We start from the raw sequence: 24896 nt of genomic DNA on the forward strand, positions 1-24896 counted from the left end.
TAGCCCTTTCGCTATCTTTTCTTATTATAATCTTTAATTTTAAAAATTATCTTCTATAATAATCTCTCTATTCTTATTTATATCTTCTGCTTTTTTTAGCATTATTTCCAAATCTTTTTCATCAAAACTATAAACCTTATCGCAAAAATAGCAACTGACTTCTGCCTTTTTATCTTCATGAAGTATCTCTCTTATTTCCTTTGGACCCACAGATATAATTGCATCTTCAACTTTTTCGCGAGAACAATTGCACTTGTAACTTATCTCTCTTTTTTCCAAAACTTTAAAATTAATATCCTTCATCAAAATTTCAATTAGCTTTTCTGCATCATTATACTCATCAATAATTGACGTTACATTTGTGACCTTTTTTAAATTTTCCTCTAGCTTTGAAATTTGTTCTTCAGTTGCACCCGGCATAAGTTGAATTATAAAGCCACCAGCAGCCTTAATTGAATAATCAACATCAACTAAAACCCCTAAACCAACAGCCGATGGAACTTGATCAGACTGCAAAAAATAAACTGCAAGATCTTCTGCAATTTCACCAGTTGTAAGATTAACAGTGCCTGTATAAGGCTCTTTCATACCAGTATCCATCACAAGGGTTAAGCTTCCATCTCCAACAATTCCAGACACATCTATTTTTCCATCGCTTTCTCTAATAGGAAGATCTGCCAAAGGGTTTGTAACATAACCTTTTACATATCCATCGTTTTTACAAGTTGCAACAATTTTGCCAGCAGGTCCATTTCCATTAATAGAAAGAGTTATTGAGTCCTCTTCATTTTTTTGCCAAGAGCCAATAATTGCTGCAGCAGTTAAAACTCTACCTAAAGCTGCACTAGTAGTCTTTGATAACTTATGAATTTTCGCAGCCTCTTCAACTACATCAGTTGTTATAGCAGCAGAAATTTTTATAGTTTCAGTTTCATCAATTGCCCTTAAAATATATCCCATCATATCACCATCTATTATTATAACAGGTTAATATGAAAATCTCTAATCTAAGTATTCTTATAAATAGAGAAGAAGCAATAAGTGCAGGTTATGAAACTTTCAAAAGATGCCATCCTTAATATTTTTAAACAAATTTAATTTTTATAATGCTTTAAATAAGTATAATCTACTTTCTTGCAACTATTGTATACCTTGAAGTTTTATCACTAACATCTTTAAATTCATAGTCATCGTAAATTTCTACTTCAAAAAATCCTATATCTTCCAATAATTTCTTCACATAAAATAAGTCATAGGCTCTCTCTAAATGTTCTTCATAAAATCTTTCGTACAAATTGTCTTTGGCATTTCTGAAAAAATTGACTCCATAGGTATTTAATTTTTCCTCTTCATCATAAATATTTTCCCAAATATATAGTACATCTTCCACTTCATCCACTGTTACAGGGTCAATATTTTTAAATTTGTACTCTGTATTTAAGTCAAAAATAAAAATTCCATTTTCATTTAAATGCTTATAGGTTGATTCTATTGCTCTTTCAAAATCTTTTTTCTCTGTTAAATAGTTTAAGCTGTCGCCAACAGAAAAAATTGCATCGTAATTTGATGGCGCAGAAAATCCTGCCATATCTTGCCTAAATAATTTTAAATTTTTACTCTTAATTTTATTCTCACATACAGAAAGCATATCGTAAGACAGATCAAAAGCGTGAATTTTAAAATTCTTTGCAAGTTTTTCTGTCAAACCCCCTGTTCCACAAGCCATCTCTAAAATTAATTTAGGCTCTAGTGACCTTTTCTCTAGAACCTCTTTTACAAATTTATAAATTTTTTCATAATCTAGATCATACATCAACTTGTCGTAGAAATAAGCAAAATCTCCGTACATCATATTCTTTTTTCAATCTCCTCTAATATTTCCTCTAAAACAATTGTGGAATTTTCATTTATAACTACATCAGCACGCCTGTCCATTGGTGTTTTATCATTATTTATAATAATCAAGTGGTCAACATAATTTGGAAGAAAATTTACAGGAGAAACTGTAAGGGACGAACCAACTACAATTAATGTTTCTGTATTATCAAGTTCTCTTGCTCCTCTTTCAAAATCATCAGGCATCATATCTCCAAACATCACTACATTAGGTCTAAGTGTTCCACCACACTTATCACATTTTGGCGGAATTTCATCTTTTTCTACTTTTTCACGCATAACGGAGAAAGGATATTCACTTCCACAATTAATGCAGTGTATTCCCCTCGTTTCTCCATGAACTTCATAAATATTTTTTGAACCCGCTTTTGCATGCAAATTGTCAATATTTTGTGTAATTATTCCAGAAAGATATCCCATTTCTTCTAACTTTGCAAGAGCAATATGTCCCTTATTTGGTTCTTGATCGTTTAAATCTTCTAAAATTTTATAGCCCTCTTTGTAAAATATTTCTGGATGATTTAAAAGTCTATCTTTTGAAAGTGCAAGTGCTGGATCCATCTTTGAATAATAACCTGTATTACTTCTAAAGTCTGGTATCCCTGAGTCAGTAGAAATTCCTGCACCTGTTAGTGCAAAAACTTTTTTAGAATTTAAAATTAAATCACAAGCTTCTTTTATCTTATCCATGTCGACCTCCTAAAAAACAATATAGTGATACACAAAGTACAAAATCACAAGTGCAATTATTGGAACGAAATTAAACAAATCAATTCCTTCCACATCTCTATATCTAATTCTTACGTTCTCTCTGCTTTCTCTTTCTTTTTTCAAATTTTTTAAAATAACTCTAATTAAAATTACAGAAAGAATTGAAATAAGAATTAGCAAAATAATTATAGAAAGTTCAAGAGAGCCAATTTCTCGCGATAATTTCGTGCGACGCAAAAATTCAAATAATCTCTCATTCACATATCTCGCTGTGAAAACTGCAATTATATTATTCACAAAATGTGCCACAATAGATGGCAAGATTGAACCTGTGTACTCAATTACAGTAGCAAATAAAAGCCCCAACAAAAATGGAGCGATAAAATTTTGTATATCAAAGTGAAACAATGCAAACACAAGAGCAGAAACAACTATGGCAAACTTTTCTCCATAAACATTATAAGCGTTAACAAGAGTCCCTCTGAAAAAAATTTCTTCACAAATTGCAGGCACAAGGCACATAAAAATTAAATAATTAAAAATTGGCACATTCTGCAACATTATTTCCATAGGAAAATTTTTGTATTCAATAAAGTTTGAAAGAAGTGACAAAAAAATTCCATTCATCAATAGAATAATCGGATAGGAAAGTATCACTATAATAATAGTTTTTAAAATAACTTCAAAGGAAGTCTTTTTTATCTTTAAAACCTCTTTAAGACTCCCCGTTGAAGAAATCAAAATTGCAGGTAATAAGATTATAAATACTTCTGTAATAAAGGTCCCCAAAAAATTAAATTTTTCTTGTATATTAAAACCAATTGTTAAAAATATTATTGCAAGTATAAGCGTGAGTGTATTTACACTCATTACATTTAAAGTTTTCTTTTTAAAATTACTCATTCTTCTTCCTTATAAACTCTTATCAAAAATTTTTCTTGTCACATCTATTATATACAAAATTGTTGGAAAATTCATCTTTAATTGATATTGTATACCTCACTTTGGTATAATTATTTGGAAGGTGATCTTATGAAAAATAGTTCCTTTGAACTTGCACTAAATAAACTTCTAATTTTATATATTATAGATAATTTTAACCATAAATTAAAAGAAAACGATCTAAGTTATTTTGTTTTAAATATAGAACTTTTTAATTATTTTTATTTTAAACAATATTTAAAAGAATTGGAATCCAATGGTCTGGTTCTCTTTGACAGTGATAAAAAATATTATTTGTCAGATGACGGTAAAAAAACTTTAAATATTTTCTATGAACAAATTCCAAAAGAAAATATAAATTTCTTAGATGAAAAAATGGAAAAATATAATCACGAACTTGCAGTTAAAAATTCAATTATTGCAAATTCCTTAGAAGAAAATGGATCTCACTATGCAGATTTGAAAATAATTGATGGAGAAATCCCAGTCCTCAACTTAAAAATTGAAGCATCAGATGCTTTAATGGCAAAAAAAATTTCTGCAAACTTTAAAAAGAATGCAGAAAATATTTATTCGGAAATATTAAAAATATTAACAGACGAATAATCTCTAAAGGCCACGATTTAAATTTTGCGGTCTTTTTAACTTCTAAACTCTCCATGACCAAATATTATATATTTATAGCTAACTAACTCTTCTAAACCAACTGGTCCTCTTGCATGAAGTTTTTGTGTCGAAATTCCCAGTTCTGCTCCTTTCCCAAACTCTCCACCGTCTGTAAATCTTGTAGACGCATTTACATAGACGCAAGCTGAATCAACTTCTTCTAAAAATTTCATAGCTCTTTCATAGGAATTTGTCAAAATAGATTCTGAGTGTCCAGTGGAGTATTTAGTTATGTGTTCTATTGCCTCATCAACATCTTTAACCGTCTTTACAGAAAATTCATAGTCTAAATATTCTCGAAAAAAGTCATCTTCTGTCGCAGAAACTGAATTTTTAAATTTTGAAATTGATGCATCATCTGCGTGAACTTTTATATCATACTTTTCTACAACCTCATTTAATAGATCAAAAAATTCATCAGGCAAATTTTCGTTAAGGACTAAAGATTCCACTGCGTTACAAACTCCAATTCGCTGTGTCTTTGCATTTTCTATTATCTTAACTGCTTTTTCTACATCACAGTCTTCATCTACATAAATATGGCAATTGCCAACACCTGTTTCAATTACAGGCACCTTTGCATTTTCAACAACTGAATTAATTAAAGACTCAGATCCTCTTGGTAGCAATAAATCTACATAACCCTTTAGTTGCATAAGTTCTTTTGCGGATTCTCTTGATGTATTCTTTACAATTTGCACAAAATTTTCATCATATCCTGCATTTTTTATTCCAAGTCTAATTGCATCTGCTATTGCAATATTTGAATTTATTGACTCCTTGCCGCCCCTCAAAATTATTGCACTAGATGCCTTTAGGGCTAAAATAGAAGCATCAAGAGTTACATTAGGTCTTGCCTCATAAATAATTGCAATAACTCCCATTGGAACAGTTTTTTTACCAATTAAAAGTCCTGCTGAATTTTCTTCCATAGAGAGAACTTTTCCCACAGGATCTTTAAAATCAATCACTTCGTCAATTGACTTTGCCATTGATTCTATTCTTTTATCATTTAAGAGAAGTCTGTCAATAAGACCTTCAGGCATATTGTTTTCTCTTCCTTTTTTTATGTCCTTTTCATTTGCTTTTAAAATATTTTCACTCTCGTTTAAAAGTGAATTTTTAATTGAAGCAAGCATTTTATTTTTTTCAGATGTGTTTAATTTTTTTAATTTATGAGATGAACCTTTTGCAACTTGCCCCAACTCTTTAACACTTAAAATATGTTCCAATTTCTTCTCCCTTCACTATATCTCTAATTATTTTCATATTGTCCCCTGACGCAATTACAACTTCAATATTTTTTTCTATTGCAAGCTTTGCTGCCTTTATTTTTGTATACATTCCACCTGTGCCTACGTTAGATTCGGTTTCTTTTGCCATTCCTTCTATCTCTCTAATATCCTGAACTTCGCGAATTATTTTTGCATCAGAATTTTTCCTTGGATCATCTGTATAAAGTCCCTCAATATCTGTCAGCATTATAAGAAGGTCTGCCTCTGTAATTCTTGCAATTATTGCAGAAAGTGTATCGTTGTCGCCAAATTTTATTTCGTATGTGGAAATTGTGTCATTTTCGTTTATTATTGGAATGGCATTCATCCCCTGAAGTTTTTCAAAAGTATTTTTGGCATTTTTTCTCATCTCGTCATCTTTTTCAATTTGCCTAGTTAAAAGAATTTGTGCAGAATTATATCCATAAGATATTAAAGACCTGTCATAAATATTTGTTAGAGCAACTTGGCCAACTGCTGCTGCTGCTTGTTTATCTGATGTTTCCCTTGGTCTTTCTGACAAATTTAATTTTTCACGCCCTGCTGCAATAGCTCCACTTGAAACTAAAATTACATCTATCCCTCTATTTTTTAAATTTGCTATTTCAAAACAAAGTTCGTCGATTTTTTGTAAATTTATCTTTCCATTGTCATGAGTTATGGAAGATGAACCAACTTTTATAACAACTTTTTTTATTTCTTTTGAAAAATTTCTCATTTCAATCACCTTAGATATAATATACTTTAAATCTTAATTTTAGTAAATAATTTTTCTATTTTTCTAAAAAAGTATATTTTAAATAAATAATCATAAGATTTAAAATTTTACCCTCCTACTTTTTCAATATGCTATAATATTTTTGGAGTGTGATTATTTTGCCAAAAATTTTAAAAAAAGAATTACTTGCGCCAAATATTTATTTATTTGACATATATGCACCTAAGATTGCAGCTTCTGCAAAACCAGGTCAGTTTATTATTTTAATAGCCGATAAATATTCTGAGAGAATTCCTCTTACAATTTCCGATTACGATGTTAAACGAGGAAGTGTGCAAATAGTTGTGCAAGCTTCTGGTGAATCAACAAAAAAAATTGTATCTTTTAAAGAAGGTGAAAGCTTTAAAGACTTTGTTGGTCCTCTCGGTCATGCATCTGATTTCTTTGAAATGAATACGAAAGAATTAAAAGATAAAAAATACTTATTTGTTGCCGGAGGTGTGGGAACTGCACCAGTTTACCCTCAAGCAAAATTCTTTAAAGAAAATGGACTAAATTGTGACATTATAATTGGAGCAAAATCCAAAGAATTTGTGATCTTGGAAGATGAATTAAAATCGGTCTGCGACAATTTATACATAGCAACAGACGATGGAAGTTATGGCTTCAAGGGAATGGTAACTGACAAAATCATAGATTTAGTTGAAAATGAAAATAAAAAATATGACCACATCGTTTCCATTGGACCAATGATTATGATGAAATTTGTATGCTTAACTACAAAAAAATATAATCTTCCTACGACTGTTTCTCTTAATCCAATTATGGTGGATGGAACTGGAATGTGTGGAGCTTGTCGTGTTAGCATTGACGGAAAGACTAGATTTGCTTGCGTTGACGGGCCCGAATTTGACGGTCACCTTGTGGATTTTGATTCTGCAATGAAAAGGCAAAGACAATATATCGACAACAAAAAGACAAAAACTATTTATGATCACCACTGCACAATGGATCTTGCTGTGTCCGATCACTTGGCAGAAAAATCTGTGCAAGACGAAAACTTAGAAGGAGAAAAGCACGACAACTTTGTAATAAAAAAAGCAAAAGATAGATTTAAAAAAGTACCTATAAAGGAACAAGTCCCTGACGAAAGAAATAAAAATTTTAAAGAAGTTTGTTTGGGATATACTGCAGAAGAAGCTGTAGAAGAATCTAGCAGATGTTTAAATTGTAAAAAACCTGGCTGTGTTGATGGATGTCCCGTTTCAATTGATATACCTGGTTTTATAAAAGAAATTGCAAATGGTAATTTCGAAGAAGCTTACAAAGTTCTTTCTCTATACACTTCCCTTCCCGCTGTCTGTGGAAGAGTTTGTCCACAAGAAACACAATGTGAAGAGAAATGTGTGCTTGCAAATCGTGGCGATGCAGTTTCTATAGGTAAACTCGAAAGATTTACAGCAGACTATGCAAGACGCCATCAAATAAAAGATTCATCCGAAATAAGAAAAATAAATAAAAAAGTTGCCATTATAGGTGCTGGCCCCGCTGGACTTACTTGTGCAGGTGAACTTGCAAAAATGGGCTATGATGTGACAATTTTTGAAGCTTTGCAACAAAGTGGCGGCGTTTTAATTTATGGTATTCCTGAATTTAGACTCCCAGATGAAGTTGTGGAATATGAAGTAGAAAATATTAAAAATCTTGGCGTTAAAATTGAAAATAATTTTGTCATTGGAAGAACTATGACAATTGACGACATAATAAAAGAAGGTTTTGAAGCAGTATTTATAGGATCTGGTGCAGGACTTCCTAAATTTATGAATATTCCTGGAGAAAACTTAAATGGAGTTTATTCTGCAAATGAATTTTTGACAAGAAATAATCTAATGAGATCCTTTGACGAAAAATATGACACACCAGTAAATGTTGGAGAAAAAGTTGCTGTCGTTGGTGGCGGAAATGTTGCAATGGACGCTGCAAGAGTTGCAAAAAGACTTGGTGCAGATGTATCTATTGTTTACAGAAGAACAGAAAAAGAACTTCCTGCAAGAACAGAAGAAGTTCACCACGCAAAGGAAGAAGGCATTAAATTTGAAATGCTAACTGCTCCAGTAGAAATTATTGACGATGAAGATGGATGGGTAAAATCGCTTAAATGTGTTCGAAATGAACTTGGAGAGCCTGATTCATCTGGAAGAAGAAGACCCGTTCCAATAAAGGGAAGCGAATACAAAGAAAATTTCCAAACTGTAATAATGGCGCTTGGAACAAATCCAAATCCACTTATTTCTTCAACTACAAAAAATCTTGACATAGAAAAATGGGGCGGAATAATTGTAAATGAAGAATCTCAAACTTCTCGTAAAGAAATCTTTGCTGGTGGAGATGCAGTAACTGGATCTGCCACAGTAATACTTGCCATGGGTGCAGGAAAAAATGCAGCAAAATCAATTGACGAATTTTTGAGAAATAAATAAAATAAAAATCTTAGATATTGCATATATAATTTGTAAAATAGCTAATGAGAGATAATAAATTTTTATAATCACAAAAAGATGTAGTGTCCTTTAATCTTAAATTAAATGGCATTACATCTTTATTATCTATAAAATACTATTTTAAAAAGGAAATATTTATTAATAAAATTAATATAACTTTAATAAGTCTAATTACAAAATTATAATTAATATTACAGATTTTATAATTCATATTTTGTGACTAGAGAGATTAAAAACTTCAGTTCTATAATATGAAAAATTCCAAATATAATAAAAACAGGCGCCACATCACATTTATGACTCCTACTTTTTATTTATGTTATGAATTAAATTCTTTATATTCTCTTTTCGCTTTTTTTTGCTCTTCTTGTATTACTTTTATGCTAGCCTTTATTATTCTCTTATCTGCAACTGCAAGTTCTGTCAAAATACAACCTGAAGATTTTACGCTAAATTTCTTTTTCTCATTTTCGTCTGGAATAAATCCAAGTTTTTCTATTATAAGCCCAGAAATAGTTTCGTGATTTTCTGAATATAAAGATGTTCCCAAACCATCATTTATATCTTCAATATCCATTGATCCATCTACAATATATTCGTTTTCGGCAATTTTTTCTATATTGTGATTTTCATCATCATACTCATCTTCAATTTCACCAACAATTTCTTCAACTATATCTTCTACTGTTACCATGCCAGAAAATCCACCATATTCATCAATTAAAATCGCAACATAATTTTTAGATGCTTGAAGTTCTTTTAACAACATATCAATCTTTTTAGTTTCTGGCACATAATAAGGTGACTTTATGCAATTGTCAAGATTTATAGAACTGTAATTATTTTTTGCATACTCCACAAATAAATCTTTTATATAAACAGTTCCGAGAATATTATCCGTATTCTCTCTATATACTGGCATTCTCGAATAACCGTTTTTTAAAATTTCTGTAACTGTTTCTGTAGTAAATTCATCGTAATCTACCATGTAAATAGACGTCCTAGGTGTCATTATTTCATAAGCTAGCTTATCGTCGAAGTCCATAATATTTACAATCATCTCTTCGCCAGCAGAATTTATCACACCTTGTTGTGTGGATACTTTTATATAGCTTTTTAATTCTTCTTCTGAAATTTTTTCTTCTACATCTTCAGAATATTTTCCCATCATCTTCAATACAAAAACTGTTGAAAAGGATAATAATTTCACAAAAGGATAAAATATTTTTGATGCAACTGAAATAACTTGAATTGAGTTCAGTGCAACTTTCTCAGAATTTTGAAGTGCAATTCTTTTTGGAACAAGTTCACCTAAAACAAGAGTTATATATGAAAGCAAAAAAGTCACTAAAATAAAAGCAACTGTTGTTCCATATGTAACGCCCTGATTCTTCAAAAATCTACCAAAAACTTGCGATATACTTGTCGCTGCAGATCCTGATGAGAAAAATCCAGAAAGAGTTATTGCAACTTGTATTGTTGATAGAAATCTAGTCTGATCAGAAGAAACTTCTAAAAGCATTTTTGCTTTCTTATCTCCTTCTTCTGCCAACTCTTTTATTTTGTTATGATTTACTGAAACCATTGCCATTTCAGCTGAAGCAAAAAACGCATTAATTCCTGTTAGTACTGCTATTAAAATAAGTTTAGCCCACAAGGCCCCATCGTCCATTGACATCTTCCTTTCTATCTTTTAAACTTATTATAACAAAGAAAACAAAATTTTAAAAATATAAATTAGATTAAATCAACGTTTAACTCTATTATTTTTATTAAAATTATTGTGGTATATTTAAATTAAATTCATGAAATTGGAGGTTTTAAATGAAAAACTTAAAAAAAATATTTAAGAAGCCTTATTTTAGGATTGTGATTTTAATAGTTGCACTTTTAATAGCCTTTTCTGTTGGCAAAAAAAATATGGAAAAAGAAATGACACCAACTATAACTTCTTCCCTTATAAAAAATAAACTTGTAAATGCTAAGGAACTCACAACCCTTAAGTATTACTACACAAATGTAGGTGAATTTGAAAATCAAAATACTTTTTATGGATACAAAGTTCCCTTTACTTCTAAAAAATTTATCGTTTCCTATGATGGAGTTATAAATGCAGGAATTGATCTTGATAAAATTAAGGTAAGCGTAAATGATAACAATATAAAAATAAAAATTCCTCCCACAAAAATTTTGAGTCATGAAATTTTTGAAGATTCTCTAAAAGTTTTTGATGAGCGTGAATCCATCTTTAATAGAATTGATATTGAAGATTACAACAACTTTTCAAAGGATCAAAAGAAGGAAGTTGAAAAAAACGCAATTAAAAAAGGCCTTTTAAAAGAAGCGGATACATCTGCAAAAAGAGCAATAGAAGATATACTCTCAACAGATACTATTTTAAAAGATTACAATATCCAAATTATAACTGACAGCAAACTAAATTGATTTTTTAAAATTAAATATTTTATAATTAAAGTAACCCCAAGTCTTTATGTGACTTAGGGTTATTTTAATTATTAGATTCTTTTGATTGAAGCGAAAAAACTTTCAAGATCGTAAATCCAAAAAAGAATAAATCTTAAATGATAACACTATAAGGTTCATCTTTATAGTACTCATCTTTTAAATTTATATTAATCCTTTCTTTCTCTATAAGTTTCTTCTACTTTAAGTAATTTTTTTACTTTTTCTAAAGAAACATCGTCTAAAGACTTGCATTTCCATTTTGGTTCATATCCCTTTTCTATAATTTTGGATTTTATTCCTTCGTTCATAGATCTTGTATCTACTGCATAATTTAATACTTTAAGATCTAAATTTAGAGTTTCTTCATAAGTTAAACTTTTACAAACAAAATATTTTTCAAACTGAGTTGCAAGCATAAAGGGATCTTTTTTCTTTAAATTCTCAAAACTTTCTTGTAAAAATTTATCTTCTAAATTTTTTTCTAAATTTTCAAATATTTCTTTTAAACTGGAGTGAGAGAAATGTTTTTCAATTTTTTCCATATTTTTATCTAAAAAAGATTTTTCAGATTCTACTGCATACTTTTCAGCCTCCTTTTTTACTTTTTCTATTAATTCTTCTCCGTTATAAATTTCGGAAAACTCAAAAAGTTTTTCTACTATATTTTTATAATCCTTTGAATTTACACAAACATCTGCTAAATTATATTTTATTAAATCATAAGACTCTAAACTTGCTCCACACAAACCTACATACTGTCCTAAAGCTTTAGGAAGTTTCGATATATAATGGCAAACTCCAACATCTGGTACAAAACCGAGACCAGTTTCTGGCATAGCCCAATTAACATTTTCTTCACATATTATTAAATCAGAATTAATACTAAGTCCGATCCCTCCGCCCATTACAACACCATACCAATGGCTTACAACAGGTTTCTTGTAATTTGCAATATACTTATCGAGAGAAAACTCCTTAGAAAAAAATCCATCTTTTTTATCACAATCAAAATTATTTACAAAATCATAATAAAGTTCTTTTAAATCTCCTCCTGAACAGAACCCCTTTTCAGACTTGCTATCAAAAAGTATTGCCTTTACTCTTTTATCTTTTTCCCATTTTTCTAGTATATTTCTTAATTTTATAATCATCTGAAAATTAAGTGCATTTATTTTTTCTGGTCTATTTAAATAAATCACACCCACATTTCCAACTATCTCTTCTTTAATTAAATCATCTTTAATCATATTATCCCCATATTTAAAACATTTATCTAAAATCATAATTTACTTAAATTTATTAGAAATAAAATAAACCTCTATAAATTTAAAAACTATCTAACTCTAACTTTTGCAGAAATATCTTCTGCCAAAACTTTTATTACAACAACAGACTTTGTCATTTCTTCTGTGACTTTAAATTCTTTATCAGTTTGCACCTTCATTAAAACTTCAAGAGCTTCTATTTTTTCCTCTATGTCTTCAACTATGCTAGCTTTTCCACGACACATTACACATTCATATTCTGCGCCATGACCACAAGCAGTATTTGCTGTAATTATATTTTCGTCTTTGTCAATTTCCACAAAAACATTCTCATTTTTGTTGATACAATCTAACTTGTGACCTTCCTTTGCACTATGCATATAAAAAATAAATTTTTCTTCATTTAATTTGTATCCATAATGCAAAGGGACAACATAAGGATAGTCACCATCAAATAACCCAAGATGCATAAATCTAGCAGATGAAACTATCTCTTCTATCTTCTTAATATCCTCTACTTCTCTATCTCGTCTTCTCATAATACACCTCAACAATATTGTAATAAATAAAAATAAACTAGTCCACTTTATTAAAGTTTTAAAAAAAATCCCAACAAAAAGTTGAGATCTAAATAATTATTTTTTGTTTTTTGACATATCTACAATTAAATTTGCAATATTTTCAAAATCAAAAACAGAAGAATTTATACAAATATCATAATTTGAAATTTCTCCCCACGTTTTCCCAGTATTCCTGCTATAATGATTTGCACGTCTGTTATTTTCTCGATTCATTTTAAGCTCAAGCTTTTCTTTCTTCACGTTATAAGTATTCAAAATTCTTTCTTCTTTAAAATCATTAGAAGCATAGATAAATACAGATAGTTTTGGGAAATCTTCCAAGACAAAATCTCCGCACTTGCCAAAGATTATTGCCTTTTTATTTTTTGCAATTTCTCTTATTGTTCTTGAATCCAACAAAAAAGCTGCATCATTTGTAGCAATATCTTCCTGTGAATATGAATAATTTTGTCTATACAAATCATAAATTGTTCCCTGTAAAAAGGAATCATCTTTTTTTATATCTTCAGGCTTAAGTTTTCCCTCAAGGCTCATTAACTCAATTAATTTCTCATCGTAAAATTCATACTGCAACTTGTCTGCAACTTTTTTTGCAATTTCATTTGCACCGCTGCCATACTCGCCGTCAATTGTAATTAACTTTTTGTCCGTCTTCTCAAAAATCTTTCCAAATAGTGACATATCTTCACCTCTGTAATATTATATACTATCTGTGTGAAATATTTTTTAATTAATATTAAATTATTGTGAAAAATTTTCAAAATTTATTCAAATCTTCTCTTTAAATAATTTTCTATTGGTATCTGTGCCAAAAGTGTAGAAACAAAAATTATAGTCGCACCTATTATCTCTCTTTTGTCCATTCTTTGAGATAAGATAAGCCAACCGAAAAGAGCTCCAAAAACTGATTCAAGGGAACTTATCATAGATGCTATAACTGGATCCAAATCTTTTAGTGCAAGTATCTGTAAAGTAAATCCAATTCCAGAGGACAAAATCCCCGCATATAAAATAGTTGTGTATGATTTTAAAATATTTTCCATACTTATGTCTTCTAAGAAGAAAGCCATAGCAAAAGAAATAATTCCACAAACTCCAAATTGAATAGTCGAAACTAAAACTGTATTTGTTCCTCTTGAATATTTTGAAAGTGATAAAATATGTAATGCAAAAGTTATTGCAGAAAAAATAATTATTATATCACCTTTATTTATTCTAAAGCCACCATTTACAGATAAAAAATAAGTCCCCGTCATAGAAAAAATTATACAAAATCTTATTTTTTTACTTATTTTATTTCCTCTAAAAAATCCAATTATTGGAATAAAAACTATATAGAGCACTGTCAAAAATCCAGCTTTGCCTGCAGTGGTGTAAATGAGTCCTGTCTGTTGCAAATTAATTCCAATAGTAAAAAGAATTCCACACACAATTCCACCTTGGACTGTTTTCTTTATATCAAACTTCTCTTCTCTAAAGGTTTTTGACTTTTTTTTAAATAATATATATGTGAGATACAAAAAAATAACAGAAACAAAACACCTTGCAGCAGTAAAAGTAAAAGGCCCCAAATATTCCATTCCAGCTGACTGTGCCACAAAAGCAAGTCCCCAAATTATTGAAGTTACAAATAACATTATTGAAGATTTAAATTCTCTACTCATCAAAACACCTCCAAAAAAACACCAATCCAGAAGATTATAATCAACTAAATTGGTGCTAGTTTCTTTTATTCAATAATATCATAATTTACCTTACAAAAACAATAATGTATAAAAATTTATTTCTTGTTTTTTATTTAAATTTTATTTCAAAATATTTTTATGCCTTTAAAGTACCACACACGTTCATGTATCGAAGTATTCTATATTTTAAAGTACCAAATTCTTGCATGTATCTATATATTATATGTTTGTTTAGTGTATTTTCATAAATATATTTTTCATTTTATTCTTTTATTGTTTATATTTAGCTATTTTTTGGTATAATCTAGTTGAGCAAAAGATTTCACAAAATTTTAAATCTTATATTATATAGATTATGTTAATATATTGTAAAAATATTATTTAATATTTATCTATTAATCTATAAACTTTTAATACACATTAAATAAAATTCTAAGGAGGTGAATTATGAAAAATCTGAAGAAACTTTTGTCTATTTCTCTATTAGTAACATCTCTTTTTACAGCAAATGTTTATGCAAAAGATGAAAATATATCTTCGACCCTTAAAGAATTAAATGCAATACCTATTTCAAATACAAAAGAAAACAATATTAATTTACCTACAAAAAACAAATTGGAAGAAGGCTTCATTGGAAATTCCACTGAATTCACAAATATGATGAATGCTTATAGATTTTCTCTTGGTCTAAAAGAAGTTAATGAAGATAGAAAGCTTGTCGAGATTGCTCAAAAAAGATGTGAAGAAGAGATCAATCAGTACATAACACAAAATAATATAAACCACATTAGCGCATCCAATGCAAATGCAAATCTTGGCGAAAATATTTATGGCAGATTTCAATTTGGAAAAACTAAAAATCAACAAAATGTAAATGGTAGAGCACTTGCTGAGTGGAAAAATTCCCCTGGTCACAACGCAAATTTATTGAATAAAGATGCCAAAAATTGTGGATTTGCATATCTTAGAAAAAATATAAATGGAAAAATTTATGAAGTGAGTGTTTATGTATTCGATACCTCTGTAAAATAAAATTATTGGCTAGAGATTTTATTTATAGTTTTTTTACTTTCACTTTTTATATTTGATAAATAAAATTTATTATAATATTTCACAATATTATTTTTAAGTGCTTAATTAATAGACGTTTTTTTAATCTATTGTATAATAGTAGTAGAGGTGAATTTATGATTAAATTTAATTTGTACGAAGAAGGAGGACTAAAAGTCCACTTCCTTAAAAAAAATGAAAAAGCTGAAGGAGAATTTAATAAATTTTTAGAGGATAAAAAATTTATTGGAAAACTAAATGAAATGATTTATCTTCCAATTTTAAATGATGATTCTCATATTTTTATTGGTCTTGGAGAAGACGAAATTGGTCTTGAAGATATTAGAAATATTTTCTTTAAACTTGGAAATATCTTGAGAGAGAACAAAGAACATAAAGTTGAAATCAAAATGCCAAAACTTTCTCTTTGCAACAGAAAAACTCTCATGGCTTCTTACGAAGGACTTCGCCAAAGTGAATATGAATTTACAAAAAAGACTGATCTAGAAGATAAAAAAGAAGACTTTGAACTCACAGTAAATTATTCAGCTTTTAATGGTCCAAAAGAAAAACTTCAAGAAGGCTTAGAAAAAATCACAAATATTATGGACGGAGTTTTTCTAGCAAGAGATCTTGTAAATGAAACTGCCAATGTAATATATCCAGAAAGTCTTGCAAATATAACAAAAGAAAAATTGGAAAAAGTTGGAGTAAATGTAAAAATTTACGAAGAAGATGAAATAGAAAAAATTGGCATGAAGGCATTCTTAAGAGTTGCAGCAGGTGCATCTAATAGACCAAGACTTATTGTGATGGAATATAACAATGCTAACACAGATAAAATTGCTCTAGTCGGAAAGGGATTAACTTATGATTCTGGCGGATACAATCTTAAATCTGCCTCTGGAATAAACTATATGCACTGCGACATGGGCGGAGCAGGAACTGTAATTGGAACAATGTATGCTCTAGCAAAAAATAAAGCAAAGGTAAATGTTGTTGGAGTTGTCGCCGCTTGTGAAAATATGATTTCTGGAACATCTTACAAACCAGGAGATATTATTGATTCAATGAAAGGACTAACTATTGAAGTTGATAACACAGACGCAGAGGGAAGACTTACTCTAGCAGATGCAGTTCACTATGCTACAAATGATCTTGGTGCAAAGAAAATTATTGACCTTGCTACTCTTACTGGTGCAGTTGTTTCTGCTCTTGGAGAAGTTTATACTGGTGCCGTATCAAATAATGAAGAATTTTATAAAGATGTAGAAGAAGCAGGGAAAATTTCTGGCGAAAAGATTTGGGCATTCCCTTATGATGAAGATTTCAAAAAATTAAATAAATCAGAAGTTGCTGATATTAAAAACACTTCAAACAATGGTGCTGGTTCAGTAACAGCAGGACTTTTCGTGGGAGCTTTCGTTAAAGAAAATATACCTTGGGTACACCTTGATATAGCTGCAACTGCATACAAATCAAAAGCAGAAAACTACCTTCCAAAAAGAGCAACGGGAGTTCACGTAAAGACCTTAAATAACTTGCTAGATCCTACAGATTGCTAAAAAGCAGACGATTTTCGTCTGTTTTTTATTTATATTTTTTTGACTATTCAAATACTAGTATGTATTCTCCATCCGCAAATCTATTAACTTTTACGGGCTCGCTTACTCTAAAAAAAGTTTTCTCTAAAAAAGTTCCATAAAAATAATCTTTTTTATATCCTGTAATATTCTATATCTAGGTATAAATTCAATATGTGCTCTTCTATTCTCCACTTTTTGTATTTTTCATCATAACTATCAGGATTTGCCATCTGAACTAGATGACCTACACACCAAGATACTCTATAATCATTTCCCTCATAATATCCATCTTTTTTGTTCTTTGCTCCTATAAGCTTTGCTATTGACATTGCAACGCTTGGTTTTTCTGCTATAACTAATTTCATTTTTCCTCCTTAATTTTTTATAAAAAAAGAGCGAAAGATTTCTCCTTCGCTCGCAATTTATCATAGTCTTTACTACATCACTTATTTATTTTTTATTAACAAACTATTATCTTCTCTTAGTTTCACAAATTATTTTAGATTTTAATATAAATTTTAAGAACCATATACTTTTCTATCGTAGATTCTTCTTTTTATACGATAGTTAAGTTTTATGTCTGAATGTTTCTATAGAAGCTAGTATTTCTTCCCATGAAATGTTTTTAGCATATTCATTTTTTCTTTGATAATTTTTCCAAATATTTCTTAGATCTTCACTTTCCTTTATGGCGTCTATATAAATATTTCGATTTATAAAATAGTCTAAAGTTTCCCTCTCTTTTGCCTTTGCTTTTACTGCTTCAAGCAATTTATCCATGTCCAGAGTGGGATTTAGTTTTAATAAGGTATATACATCATAATAATCTCTAGCTCTTGTGTTTAAAATATTTCTTACAAGAATACTCTCTATCTTTTCAGCTAATATACTAGTAATTGGATAGGCTTTTAAATATATTTCCTCATCAGAGAAAATAGGCAGATAAGAATAATCTATTTCTCTAGGAATAATGAGATCTCCTGTAGTAATATCTATTTTTACCGCTACCTTCATATTAAAAAAATTAGCTATTAGTGTAACCCTAAAATCTTCATACTCTCCAATTTCATGAATATTTATAATTTTTTCTATATGCCAATTTATATTATCATCCAATTCTATAGATAGTATTTCTTCTATAATTTTCTCTATACTATTTTGATCTATTGCTAGACCTTTTACAGTTGTATCAATGTTCCATGGTGCTTCTCATGTTAATGCCTATTAGAGAGGAATTTAAAAAGCCTCCTTTAATGACGAAGTTTTTTCTATACTTACTGTGATATAAACGCTCTATAAAACAATCCATCATATAATAATTTATTAAGGTGTTGGCTGGTAATTTTAATTCTTTTTCCTTGTTTTTTATTGTATCTTTTAATTGTCTAGGATCTTTAAATATCATATAAGGACCTCCATGTAATTTCTCATCTGCTCCTTGCTCCCAAAGATTTCTGCATATTTAATTAAGTCTAAGCTATTTAAAATTCCTGCCTCTAAGCCTGCTTTCAGAGCATTAACTAGTAAGTTTCTATCTCCACTTTCTACTTTAGCCATCATTTCAGCCAAGCTTCTTTCTTTTGAATAAACCCAAATCTTATTTCCAAAAGGGCTTGTTATTTCCACCTGACCCAATTTCCATAGTTCCTCTTTTAGGTAATAAAATTTATATCCCTTATCCTTAAGAAGACTGCTATTATATCCGCTGGGAATAGTTGCTACAATCTTTACTGGATTTTCATCGCTTAGGGAATGGAGATAAAGGGCAGTTTCATTGGAAAAAATTGCCTTAGGAGCCCTATACTGAGTAATGTAATAGGGATCTTCTACAAATTCTGGGTGAAGATATAAGCCCCTTACCAGCCTTTCAACCTTTTTATCCTTAGCCATTTGTTGAAGTTTTCTTATACTAATACCAAGTTTATCTAATTCTTCTGCTGATAAAATACCCTTATTCTCCCTCATAAGACTTAGAATTTCATTTTCATCTCTAATCATATTTACTCACCAACCTTTACTTATCTATCGTATATATTTTATCGTATACGATAGATAAGTTCAATCCTTTGACTTCTCATTCATCTTATATCATAAAGAATGTATATATCTTTCTCCTTATATGAAGAATATGAACAGACTAATTTTACATAGTATAAATTCCACTTTTAACTTTTAAAAGTTCTACTCCTTTTGATAATCTACTAAGATAAACAATAGGTACATTATTTTCTCTACAATATTTACATGTTATAATTCATCCTGAATTTTCAAGATATTTTTTAATCTTATCTTTATAGTTCATAAATATACCCCTTTTTCTACTCTCTAATTCTGGTTTTTAAGAATAAAAAAGGGGACTTCTACACTTTGGTGTAAATAGTCATCTATATATAATAGAACATTCTTTAATTTTTGTTAAATATTTCTATTACTTTATTTTTCAAACGAATTATAAAACTATTTCTATAGGCTAAATTATTTATTAAAAATTTATACTCTCTATTTATAGAATCAACGTAAGTAAACATAGACACCGCAAATGCAATAAATAAAACTCCTAGTGAATTAAATAAAGCCCCTTTGGATGTGTCGAATTCATCTCCATAGATACATAATAATACTCCTATAAATAATAATATAATCATTGGCAACTTTACTCTTAGCTGTTTTTCTTGAATTGTTTTAAGCTCATCTTTTAACTGTTTATAATAATTTGGATCAAATATTAACTTTTTATTAATCCACTTTTTATAGCTATCTAAATTTGATTTATATATATTCTTCTTTAGAAAAAATATGCTTCCTATAATTAATATGCACGCGGATAAGATATAATTGATGAAGGTCTCACTATTATTTAAAATAAATGGTATAAGCGAACAAATCATTATTCCTATACCTATGGATTCTGACTTTATTATTTTTCTTTTGTAGAATAAATATCCTTCTCCACTCTCTTTACTGACATAATAATTATCATCTCCGCTTTTATTCTCTTCTCCATTATCTTCTTTAATTAAATAATCGGTACTCACCTCAAAAATATTTGATAACATCATTAATTTTTCTACTTCAGGATAACCTTGATTATTTTCCCACTTGCTTATAGCCTGCCTGCTAGTTCCTAATCGTTCTGCCAGTAGTTCTTGTGACATCCCTTTTTCTTTTCTTAACTTATAAATTTTTTCTCCTAAATTCATCAATATTTTCTCCTTTTGTACTACAATTAAATCATCTTAAAGTTTCCCATACATTTTTTTTACAATCAATGACTCAATTGCCAAATTTAATATAATTAAAACAGTCCAAGATATTATTAAAAATTTGTAATCAATTTTAAAAAGCAATCCCCAATGTAAAGTTGAATTTATTCCATCTATGAAAATCCAATTTAAAAATATAGAAGATAATACTGCCAATGTACATGAGAATATTGATTTTATTAATATGTCAAAAACATAATTGCTCTTAATTTGTCTTTTTGTAAATCCCAATCTTTTTAAAATTGTCATAGTATAATTATTTTCTTTTATTTCAGAAATAATAGAATTTACGATAATTAATATTCCTGATAGTAAAATAAATATTACTACACTATCTAAAATATACATAAACTGCTTATCAATTTTTTCCTCGTATGTCTTCGCTTGATTCACACTTCTTATTGATATATTAGAATCCTTATCTATTTGTTGAAATGAATTTATAAAATTTTCAAAGGTCTTTCCTTTTTTTAAAATTATATTAGCACTTCTAATCTTATATCTTTCATCAGCTGACAAAAAACCTTCTTTACTCAAAATTAATGACTTTCCATCATTAATCACTGATTTATAACTTCCTTTAATTTCAAAATCTTTTTTCCCAATTTTTATTGTATCTCCAATTTTTAAGCCATTTTTTTGTAATACAAGTTCCGAAGCCAACAAAGTATTTGTATTCTTAACATTTTTTAGATCTTCATTATTTAAATTCAAATACCTTTTTAGTTGACTTTCCATTCTATCATCAATTACATATCCATTAACTTGTATTTCCATACCTTTATAGTCAATGTATCTTTGATATAAAGGATATACTTCTTCAACCATATTTGTTTTTCTTGTATTTTCCAAATTCATGTTTGTAACGGTTGAATCTGAATTAGCATTTAAAACTACATCTCCAAAATATGAATAGTTCAATAAATTATCTATCAATTTGTTAAATTGATTCCCTGTAGCCGCCATTCCTAATGCTAATGTTACTATTAATGTTGTGAGAATTACCACTTTTTGAACTCGATTTTTATTATTACTAAAATTATTTTTTATTAACAAACCATTACAGTTATCTATGAAATATTTATTGCCTATTATTCTCTTTATAAATATTTCTAAGAATATTTTTGTAATAGATATTACCAAAAGAACAACACTAACTATCCTTAAAATTATTTCATATGGTTTGAAAGGAAGATGGTTAAATATTAAGTTCATTCCCAAAACAAAACCAATAATTAAAAAATATATCTTTTTATCACTGACTTTTTTCGTACTTATTGTTTCTCTTTCATTTAATCCATCTGCAATACTCTCATTTAAGTATTTTTTACCCAGCATAATAGATGTTATAAATCCTATAAAAACAACTATTACACTTCCCCAAAATATTCCTATATACGGAAACAGATACGGTATTTTATCTACCTTTAATAATCCGCCAATAATATTTAAAATTATCTTAGAACTTATTATTCCAAAGAATATCCCTGAAAGCACGCCTATTAATGTTATAAATACTCCAATCCCACCTACTATAAAAAATAAATTCCTTTTCCTAGTTCCTAATACTTTTAGTATGGCTATGTCGTTTCTCATTTTTTTAATATAAAAACCTATTGTAATCCAAGTTAAATAATAAGCTAATATCATAATTATAGCTGAAACGATATAAAAAAGATTAAAAAATATATTCAATTCCTTATCAAAAGACGTAGATTTGTATCTTGATTCTTCTATTTTGTACTTACTTCCAATTGTAGAGCTAATATTTTTTATCGATTCTTCAACTTGAGTTTTTTTAAATAAATTTACTCTATATTCTTTTGTACTTATTACATTATTCAATTCTTGGTCAATTACAATGCACGAAAAAGAATGTTTCATAACTGTTCCACTATTTTTTAAGATTCCAGATATTAAGTATTCTTTTTCGCCACCGCCTGCTTGTATTTTTATACTATCTCCAATTGATAGTTTATAATCATCACGCAATAATTCTGTTATCATACATTCATTTTTCTCAGGTAAAGTTCCATCTACTACAGATAGGATTCCATTATTTACCTCAATCTTAGGGTTAGTTCCTATTAATAATATAGTTGCTATTTTATCTTTTAACTCTACATTCTTCTCCATTTCTGAATAACTAATTATTGATTTTATCGCTTTATTATTTTGTAACTTATTTTTTAAGCCTAAATCATTTTCTCCACCATTTAATTCGATTATTAAATCTGTTCCAGAGGCTCTATTACCAATATAGTTGTTATAATAATTTTTAGTAGAAGCAGCGCAAATTATTGTTGTAACAAAAATCATGATAGCTAAAGCTATTGAGGCTATTGATAAAATATTTCTTGTAATATTTTTTCTCATCTTCCTTTTTAAATAAAATAATACTTCATTCATTCTATCTTCCCGTCTTTTATTGTAATAACCTTACTTGCATATTCCATATCTTGATTAGAGTGTGTAACCATCAATATTGTCGTGCCTAATTCTCGGTTTATATTTTGAAATATTTCTAGAATTATTTTTTTGCTTTTACTGTCTAAATTTCCTGTTGGTTCATCTGCAAAAATAATTTTTGGTCTATTTACTATAGCTCTAGCAATTGCAATCCTTTGTTGCTGACCACCAGATAACTCTTTTGGAATATATGAAATATACTTTTCTAATCCTATATAGGATATAAATTTTTTTGCCTCTATCATAGCGTCCTTATTTTTAATACCATTGATTAATAATGGCAACATAACATTTTCTAACGCTGTAAGTTCCTGTAGTAAATCATAGTTTTGAAATATAAAACCTATATTTTCTCTTCTAAAAATAGCTTTCTGAGATTCATTCATTTCATTTAAGCATTGATTACTAATGAATACTTCACCTTTAGTTGGTTTTAAAAATCCAGCTAACAAATTTAATAATGTTGTTTTCCCTGATCCACTTTCTCCCTTTATTGCTATAAACTCTCCCTCTTCAATATTTAAGTTTACATTACTTATGATTTCTCCAGAGCTTAATTTAGAATCGTATAATTTACACAAATTGTTTGTTCTTAAAATTTCCATCTGTATAAAACCTCCCTTTTCATATTTAGAGTTTATTATTTTTTTCTTTCCAGTCTATAACTTTAAGATTACACTTTCGCAACTACTGATTGCATTTTAGTTGCATCTTTGCTTTTTACTGATTCTACCAACTTTCATTCCAGCTTATTCAACGATATTCATATAATTACAATTATTTTCTATATGCTAAAAACCTCCTTTTTTTCTTCATATATAAAAAAGACGATTGCTTGATTTCTCAAACTATCGTCTTTTTATAATTTCATATCTAACTTTTCTTAAACTTTTTTAAATAATCCCATTACTTCTAATTTTTTAATATACTTTCAAAAAATAATATACCATTGCTAAATTAAAAGTAGGCCTGTCCTATTACTAATCTTGTGGCAAAAAACTGTTAACTTTGTTTTATTTATATACCAGCTCCATAATTTCTCTTACTTTATTTTCAATCCCATTTTTAATGCTATATTATAAAGAGCGTGTATATCTTTCTCCTTATATGAAGAATAATGAACGGACTAATTTTTCATAGACTTCTATATCCATTTGATCCTTATAAAAAATAAAATCACAAAGCGTCTTTTCATATAAATATAATCTTACTTTATTGCCAAACATTATCTCTATTTATATGACACCCAAGTTAGACAGACTTTTTTATATAATGAACATTAAGCCCACTTGGTTTTTCATTAAATTTATTTGACATAGAGCCAATTCAAATTCTTTTAAATTAGATTCTTCTGCTCTTTTTATCCATTCTCTTAAATATTTAGGGTTGACTAAGAACATAGTAGCACCCACAGGGCACACAGTGAAATAATTCTTTTAACCTATATTCTAATTTTAAATCCTCACTAAAATCAAGCATTAAAGAAACCTCTTTAGCCTGTTCAGAAGTTAGCTCAAAAGGAGGTCTTGTGAGTAAACTCCTACTTTTCTTAAAATATTTTCTAAGCTTAAAAGAAATATCCTTTTGAATTCTCTTTCTAACATTCTCTAGAGCCCATGAAACTTGCCTTATGAAGTGATACCTATCAACTATATGAATAGAATTTCTAAAGAACCTATTCTTAACAGACTTAAAAGTATTAGACATATCACTTACAAAAAACTTAATTTATATGCACCTTCAAACTTTATTTTTAGTTATTTTAAGTTTAGGACTTAATGCGTATAAGTGCAAATTTTTTATGTAAAAATATCTGTTAGAGA

The 24896-nt window shown here is 28.7% G+C and carries 23 protein-coding genes and 1 pseudogene; 5 read left to right on the forward strand and 19 right to left on the reverse strand.

What is annotated here, in order from left to right; translation table 11 throughout:
* Window positions 1-39 precede the first annotated feature (39 nt).
* From hslO to BQ5450_RS04900, 4 genes are all read right to left on the reverse strand, one after another.
* On the reverse strand, window positions 40-960 hold the full coding sequence (gene hslO / locus BQ5450_RS04885) for an Hsp33 family molecular chaperone HslO (protein ID WP_010242922.1): 921 nt from the start codon (window positions 958-960) through the stop codon (window positions 40-42).
* A 166-nt stretch (window positions 961-1126) separates the two neighbouring features.
* Window positions 1127-1852, reverse strand: coding sequence for a class I SAM-dependent DNA methyltransferase (locus tag BQ5450_RS04890; RefSeq protein WP_071126152.1), 726 nt, complete (start codon window positions 1850-1852; stop codon window positions 1127-1129).
* Window positions 1849-2586, reverse strand: a complete 738-nt coding sequence (locus BQ5450_RS04895) for an SIR2 family NAD-dependent protein deacylase (protein WP_010242926.1) — start codon at window positions 2584-2586, stop codon at window positions 1849-1851. The genes BQ5450_RS04890 and BQ5450_RS04895 overlap by 4 nt, the downstream gene beginning before the upstream one ends.
* A gap of 9 nt (window positions 2587-2595) precedes the next feature.
* On the reverse strand, window positions 2596-3510 hold the full coding sequence (locus BQ5450_RS04900) for a type II CAAX endopeptidase family protein (protein WP_010242928.1): 915 nt from the start codon (window positions 3508-3510) through the stop codon (window positions 2596-2598).
* Between the two features lie 129 nt (window positions 3511-3639).
* Here BQ5450_RS04900 and BQ5450_RS04905 point away from each other — a divergent pair, with 129 nt between their 5' ends.
* Window positions 3640-4155 carry a DUF4364 family protein gene (locus tag BQ5450_RS04905; protein WP_071126153.1) on the forward strand — a complete coding sequence of 172 codons (516 nt, stop codon included), beginning with the start codon at window positions 3640-3642 and terminating at the stop codon, window positions 4153-4155.
* Window positions 4156-4190: 35 nt separating this feature from the next.
* Here the strand turns inward: BQ5450_RS04905 and BQ5450_RS04910 are convergent, their stop codons facing one another.
* Window positions 4191-5447 (reverse strand): glutamate-5-semialdehyde dehydrogenase, encoded by a 1257-nt coding sequence (locus BQ5450_RS04910; protein WP_071126154.1) that lies wholly within the window; start codon window positions 5445-5447, stop codon window positions 4191-4193.
* Window positions 5425-6207, reverse strand: coding sequence for a glutamate 5-kinase (gene proB, locus BQ5450_RS04915; protein WP_071126155.1), 783 nt, complete (start codon window positions 6205-6207; stop codon window positions 5425-5427). The genes BQ5450_RS04910 and proB overlap by 23 nt, the downstream gene beginning before the upstream one ends.
* Window positions 6208-6365: 158 nt before the next feature.
* Between proB and BQ5450_RS04920 the strand changes: the two genes are divergently transcribed.
* Window positions 6366-8687, forward strand: coding sequence for a bifunctional dihydroorotate dehydrogenase B NAD binding subunit/NADPH-dependent glutamate synthase (locus BQ5450_RS04920; protein ID WP_071126156.1), 2322 nt, complete (start codon window positions 6366-6368; stop codon window positions 8685-8687).
* Between the two features lie 340 nt (window positions 8688-9027).
* On the opposite strand, the gene BQ5450_RS04925 is transcribed toward BQ5450_RS04920, so the two are convergent.
* Complete coding sequence (locus BQ5450_RS04925; protein ID WP_071126157.1) at window positions 9028-10380, reverse strand: hemolysin family protein; 1353 nt, start codon at window positions 10378-10380, stop codon at window positions 9028-9030.
* Window positions 10381-10532: 152 nt separating this feature from the next.
* On the opposite strand from BQ5450_RS04925, the gene BQ5450_RS04930 reads away from it, so the two are divergent.
* The gene (locus BQ5450_RS04930) at window positions 10533-11153 is read left to right on the forward strand and encodes a DUF4230 domain-containing protein (protein WP_010242940.1); all 621 of its coding nucleotides are present in this window, start codon (window positions 10533-10535) and stop codon (window positions 11151-11153) included.
* Window positions 11154-11341: 188 nt separating this feature from the next.
* Here the strand turns inward: BQ5450_RS04930 and BQ5450_RS04935 are convergent, their stop codons facing one another.
* The 4 genes from BQ5450_RS04935 to BQ5450_RS04950 form a co-directional block, all read right to left on the reverse strand.
* Window positions 11342-12421, reverse strand: coding sequence for an enoyl-CoA hydratase/isomerase family protein (locus tag BQ5450_RS04935; protein WP_010242942.1), 1080 nt, complete (start codon window positions 12419-12421; stop codon window positions 11342-11344).
* Between the two features lie 86 nt (window positions 12422-12507).
* A complete protein-coding gene (locus BQ5450_RS04940) occupies window positions 12508-12978 on the reverse strand; it encodes a pyridoxamine 5'-phosphate oxidase family protein (RefSeq protein ID WP_010242944.1) in 471 nt (156 codons plus the stop codon).
* A 96-nt stretch (window positions 12979-13074) separates the two neighbouring features.
* Complete coding sequence (locus BQ5450_RS04945; RefSeq protein ID WP_071126158.1) at window positions 13075-13701, reverse strand: cytidylate kinase-like family protein; 627 nt, start codon at window positions 13699-13701, stop codon at window positions 13075-13077.
* A gap of 83 nt (window positions 13702-13784) precedes the next feature.
* Window positions 13785-14684, reverse strand: coding sequence for a DMT family transporter (locus BQ5450_RS04950; RefSeq protein ID WP_010242948.1), 900 nt, complete (start codon window positions 14682-14684; stop codon window positions 13785-13787).
* Window positions 14685-15152: 468 nt separating this feature from the next.
* Between BQ5450_RS04950 and BQ5450_RS04955 the strand changes: the two genes are divergently transcribed.
* Window positions 15153-15737 (forward strand): CAP domain-containing protein, encoded by a 585-nt coding sequence (locus tag BQ5450_RS04955; protein WP_071126159.1) that lies wholly within the window; start codon window positions 15153-15155, stop codon window positions 15735-15737.
* A gap of 155 nt (window positions 15738-15892) precedes the next feature.
* Window positions 15893-17320 carry a leucyl aminopeptidase gene (locus BQ5450_RS04960; protein ID WP_071126160.1) on the forward strand — a complete coding sequence of 476 codons (1428 nt, stop codon included), beginning with the start codon at window positions 15893-15895 and terminating at the stop codon, window positions 17318-17320.
* A 197-nt stretch (window positions 17321-17517) separates the two neighbouring features.
* Here BQ5450_RS04960 and BQ5450_RS04965 read toward each other — a convergent pair.
* The 8 genes and pseudogenes from BQ5450_RS04965 to BQ5450_RS04995 all read right to left on the reverse strand — a co-directional run.
* Window positions 17518-17706, reverse strand: a pseudogene (locus BQ5450_RS04965) (toprim domain-containing protein); the annotation flags it as partial.
* Window positions 17707-17908: 202 nt separating this feature from the next.
* Window positions 17909-18535, reverse strand: a complete 627-nt coding sequence (locus BQ5450_RS04970) for a nucleotidyl transferase AbiEii/AbiGii toxin family protein (RefSeq protein ID WP_324609662.1) — start codon at window positions 18533-18535, stop codon at window positions 17909-17911.
* Entirely contained in the window at window positions 18531-18746 is a 216-nt protein-coding gene (locus BQ5450_RS09310) for a hypothetical protein (RefSeq protein ID WP_234346996.1), read from the reverse strand. Before BQ5450_RS09310 ends, BQ5450_RS04970 begins: the two co-directional genes overlap by 5 nt.
* Window positions 18743-19339, reverse strand: a complete 597-nt coding sequence (locus BQ5450_RS04975; protein ID WP_071126161.1) for a type IV toxin-antitoxin system AbiEi family antitoxin domain-containing protein — start codon at window positions 19337-19339, stop codon at window positions 18743-18745. The genes BQ5450_RS09310 and BQ5450_RS04975 overlap by 4 nt, the downstream gene beginning before the upstream one ends.
* A gap of 407 nt (window positions 19340-19746) precedes the next feature.
* Window positions 19747-20541, reverse strand: a complete 795-nt coding sequence (locus BQ5450_RS04980; RefSeq protein ID WP_071126162.1) for a helix-turn-helix domain-containing protein — start codon at window positions 20539-20541, stop codon at window positions 19747-19749.
* A gap of 36 nt (window positions 20542-20577) precedes the next feature.
* On the reverse strand, window positions 20578-23013 hold the full coding sequence (locus tag BQ5450_RS04985) for an ABC transporter permease (protein ID WP_071126163.1): 2436 nt from the start codon (window positions 23011-23013) through the stop codon (window positions 20578-20580).
* Window positions 23010-23678, reverse strand: coding sequence for an ABC transporter ATP-binding protein (locus BQ5450_RS04990; RefSeq protein ID WP_010242964.1), 669 nt, complete (start codon window positions 23676-23678; stop codon window positions 23010-23012). Before BQ5450_RS04990 ends, BQ5450_RS04985 begins: the two co-directional genes overlap by 4 nt.
* A 775-nt stretch (window positions 23679-24453) precedes the next feature.
* Window positions 24454-24801, reverse strand: coding sequence for a transposase (locus BQ5450_RS04995; protein WP_267888188.1), 348 nt, complete (start codon window positions 24799-24801; stop codon window positions 24454-24456).
* Window positions 24802-24896 lie beyond the last annotated feature (95 nt).

This window comes from Peptoniphilus lacydonensis, from assembly GCF_900106515.1.
GTDB lineage: Bacteria > Bacillota > Clostridia > Tissierellales > Peptoniphilaceae > Peptoniphilus_A > Peptoniphilus_A lacydonensis.

Coding starts and splice junctions, on each gene's coding strand:
- BQ5450_RS04955 (WP_071126159.1), top strand. CDS start 15,153: ATGAAAAATCTGAAGAAACTTTTGTCTATTTCTCTATTAGTAACATCT.
- BQ5450_RS04900 (WP_010242928.1), bottom strand. CDS start 3,510: ATGAGTAATTTTAAAAAGAAAACTTTAAATGTAATGAGTGTAAATACA.
- BQ5450_RS04905 (WP_071126153.1), top strand. CDS start 3,640: ATGAAAAATAGTTCCTTTGAACTTGCACTAAATAAACTTCTAATTTTA.
- BQ5450_RS09310 (WP_234346996.1), bottom strand. CDS start 18,746: ATGATATTTAAAGATCCTAGACAATTAAAAGATACAATAAAAAACAAG.
- hslO (WP_010242922.1), bottom strand. CDS start 960: ATGGGATATATTTTAAGGGCAATTGATGAAACTGAAACTATAAAAATT.
- BQ5450_RS04950 (WP_010242948.1), bottom strand. CDS start 14,684: ATGAGTAGAGAATTTAAATCTTCAATAATGTTATTTGTAACTTCAATA.
- BQ5450_RS04890 (WP_071126152.1), bottom strand. CDS start 1,852: ATGATGTACGGAGATTTTGCTTATTTCTACGACAAGTTGATGTATGAT.
- BQ5450_RS04935 (WP_010242942.1), bottom strand. CDS start 12,421: ATGATTAAAGATGATTTAATTAAAGAAGAGATAGTTGGAAATGTGGGT.
- BQ5450_RS04940 (WP_010242944.1), bottom strand. CDS start 12,978: ATGAGAAGACGAGATAGAGAAGTAGAGGATATTAAGAAGATAGAAGAG.
- BQ5450_RS04895 (WP_010242926.1), bottom strand. CDS start 2,586: ATGGATAAGATAAAAGAAGCTTGTGATTTAATTTTAAATTCTAAAAAA.
- BQ5450_RS04960 (WP_071126160.1), top strand. CDS start 15,893: ATGATTAAATTTAATTTGTACGAAGAAGGAGGACTAAAAGTCCACTTC.
- BQ5450_RS04945 (WP_071126158.1), bottom strand. CDS start 13,701: ATGTCACTATTTGGAAAGATTTTTGAGAAGACGGACAAAAAGTTAATT.
- BQ5450_RS04925 (WP_071126157.1), bottom strand. CDS start 10,380: ATGGACGATGGGGCCTTGTGGGCTAAACTTATTTTAATAGCAGTACTA.
- BQ5450_RS04975 (WP_071126161.1), bottom strand. CDS start 19,339: ATGATTAGAGATGAAAATGAAATTCTAAGTCTTATGAGGGAGAATAAG.
- BQ5450_RS04930 (WP_010242940.1), top strand. CDS start 10,533: ATGAAAAACTTAAAAAAAATATTTAAGAAGCCTTATTTTAGGATTGTG.
- BQ5450_RS04990 (WP_010242964.1), bottom strand. CDS start 23,678: ATGGAAATTTTAAGAACAAACAATTTGTGTAAATTATACGATTCTAAA.
- BQ5450_RS04980 (WP_071126162.1), bottom strand. CDS start 20,541: ATGAATTTAGGAGAAAAAATTTATAAGTTAAGAAAAGAAAAAGGGATG.
- BQ5450_RS04985 (WP_071126163.1), bottom strand. CDS start 23,013: ATGAATGAAGTATTATTTTATTTAAAAAGGAAGATGAGAAAAAATATT.
- proB (WP_071126155.1), bottom strand. CDS start 6,207: ATGAGAAATTTTTCAAAAGAAATAAAAAAAGTTGTTATAAAAGTTGGT.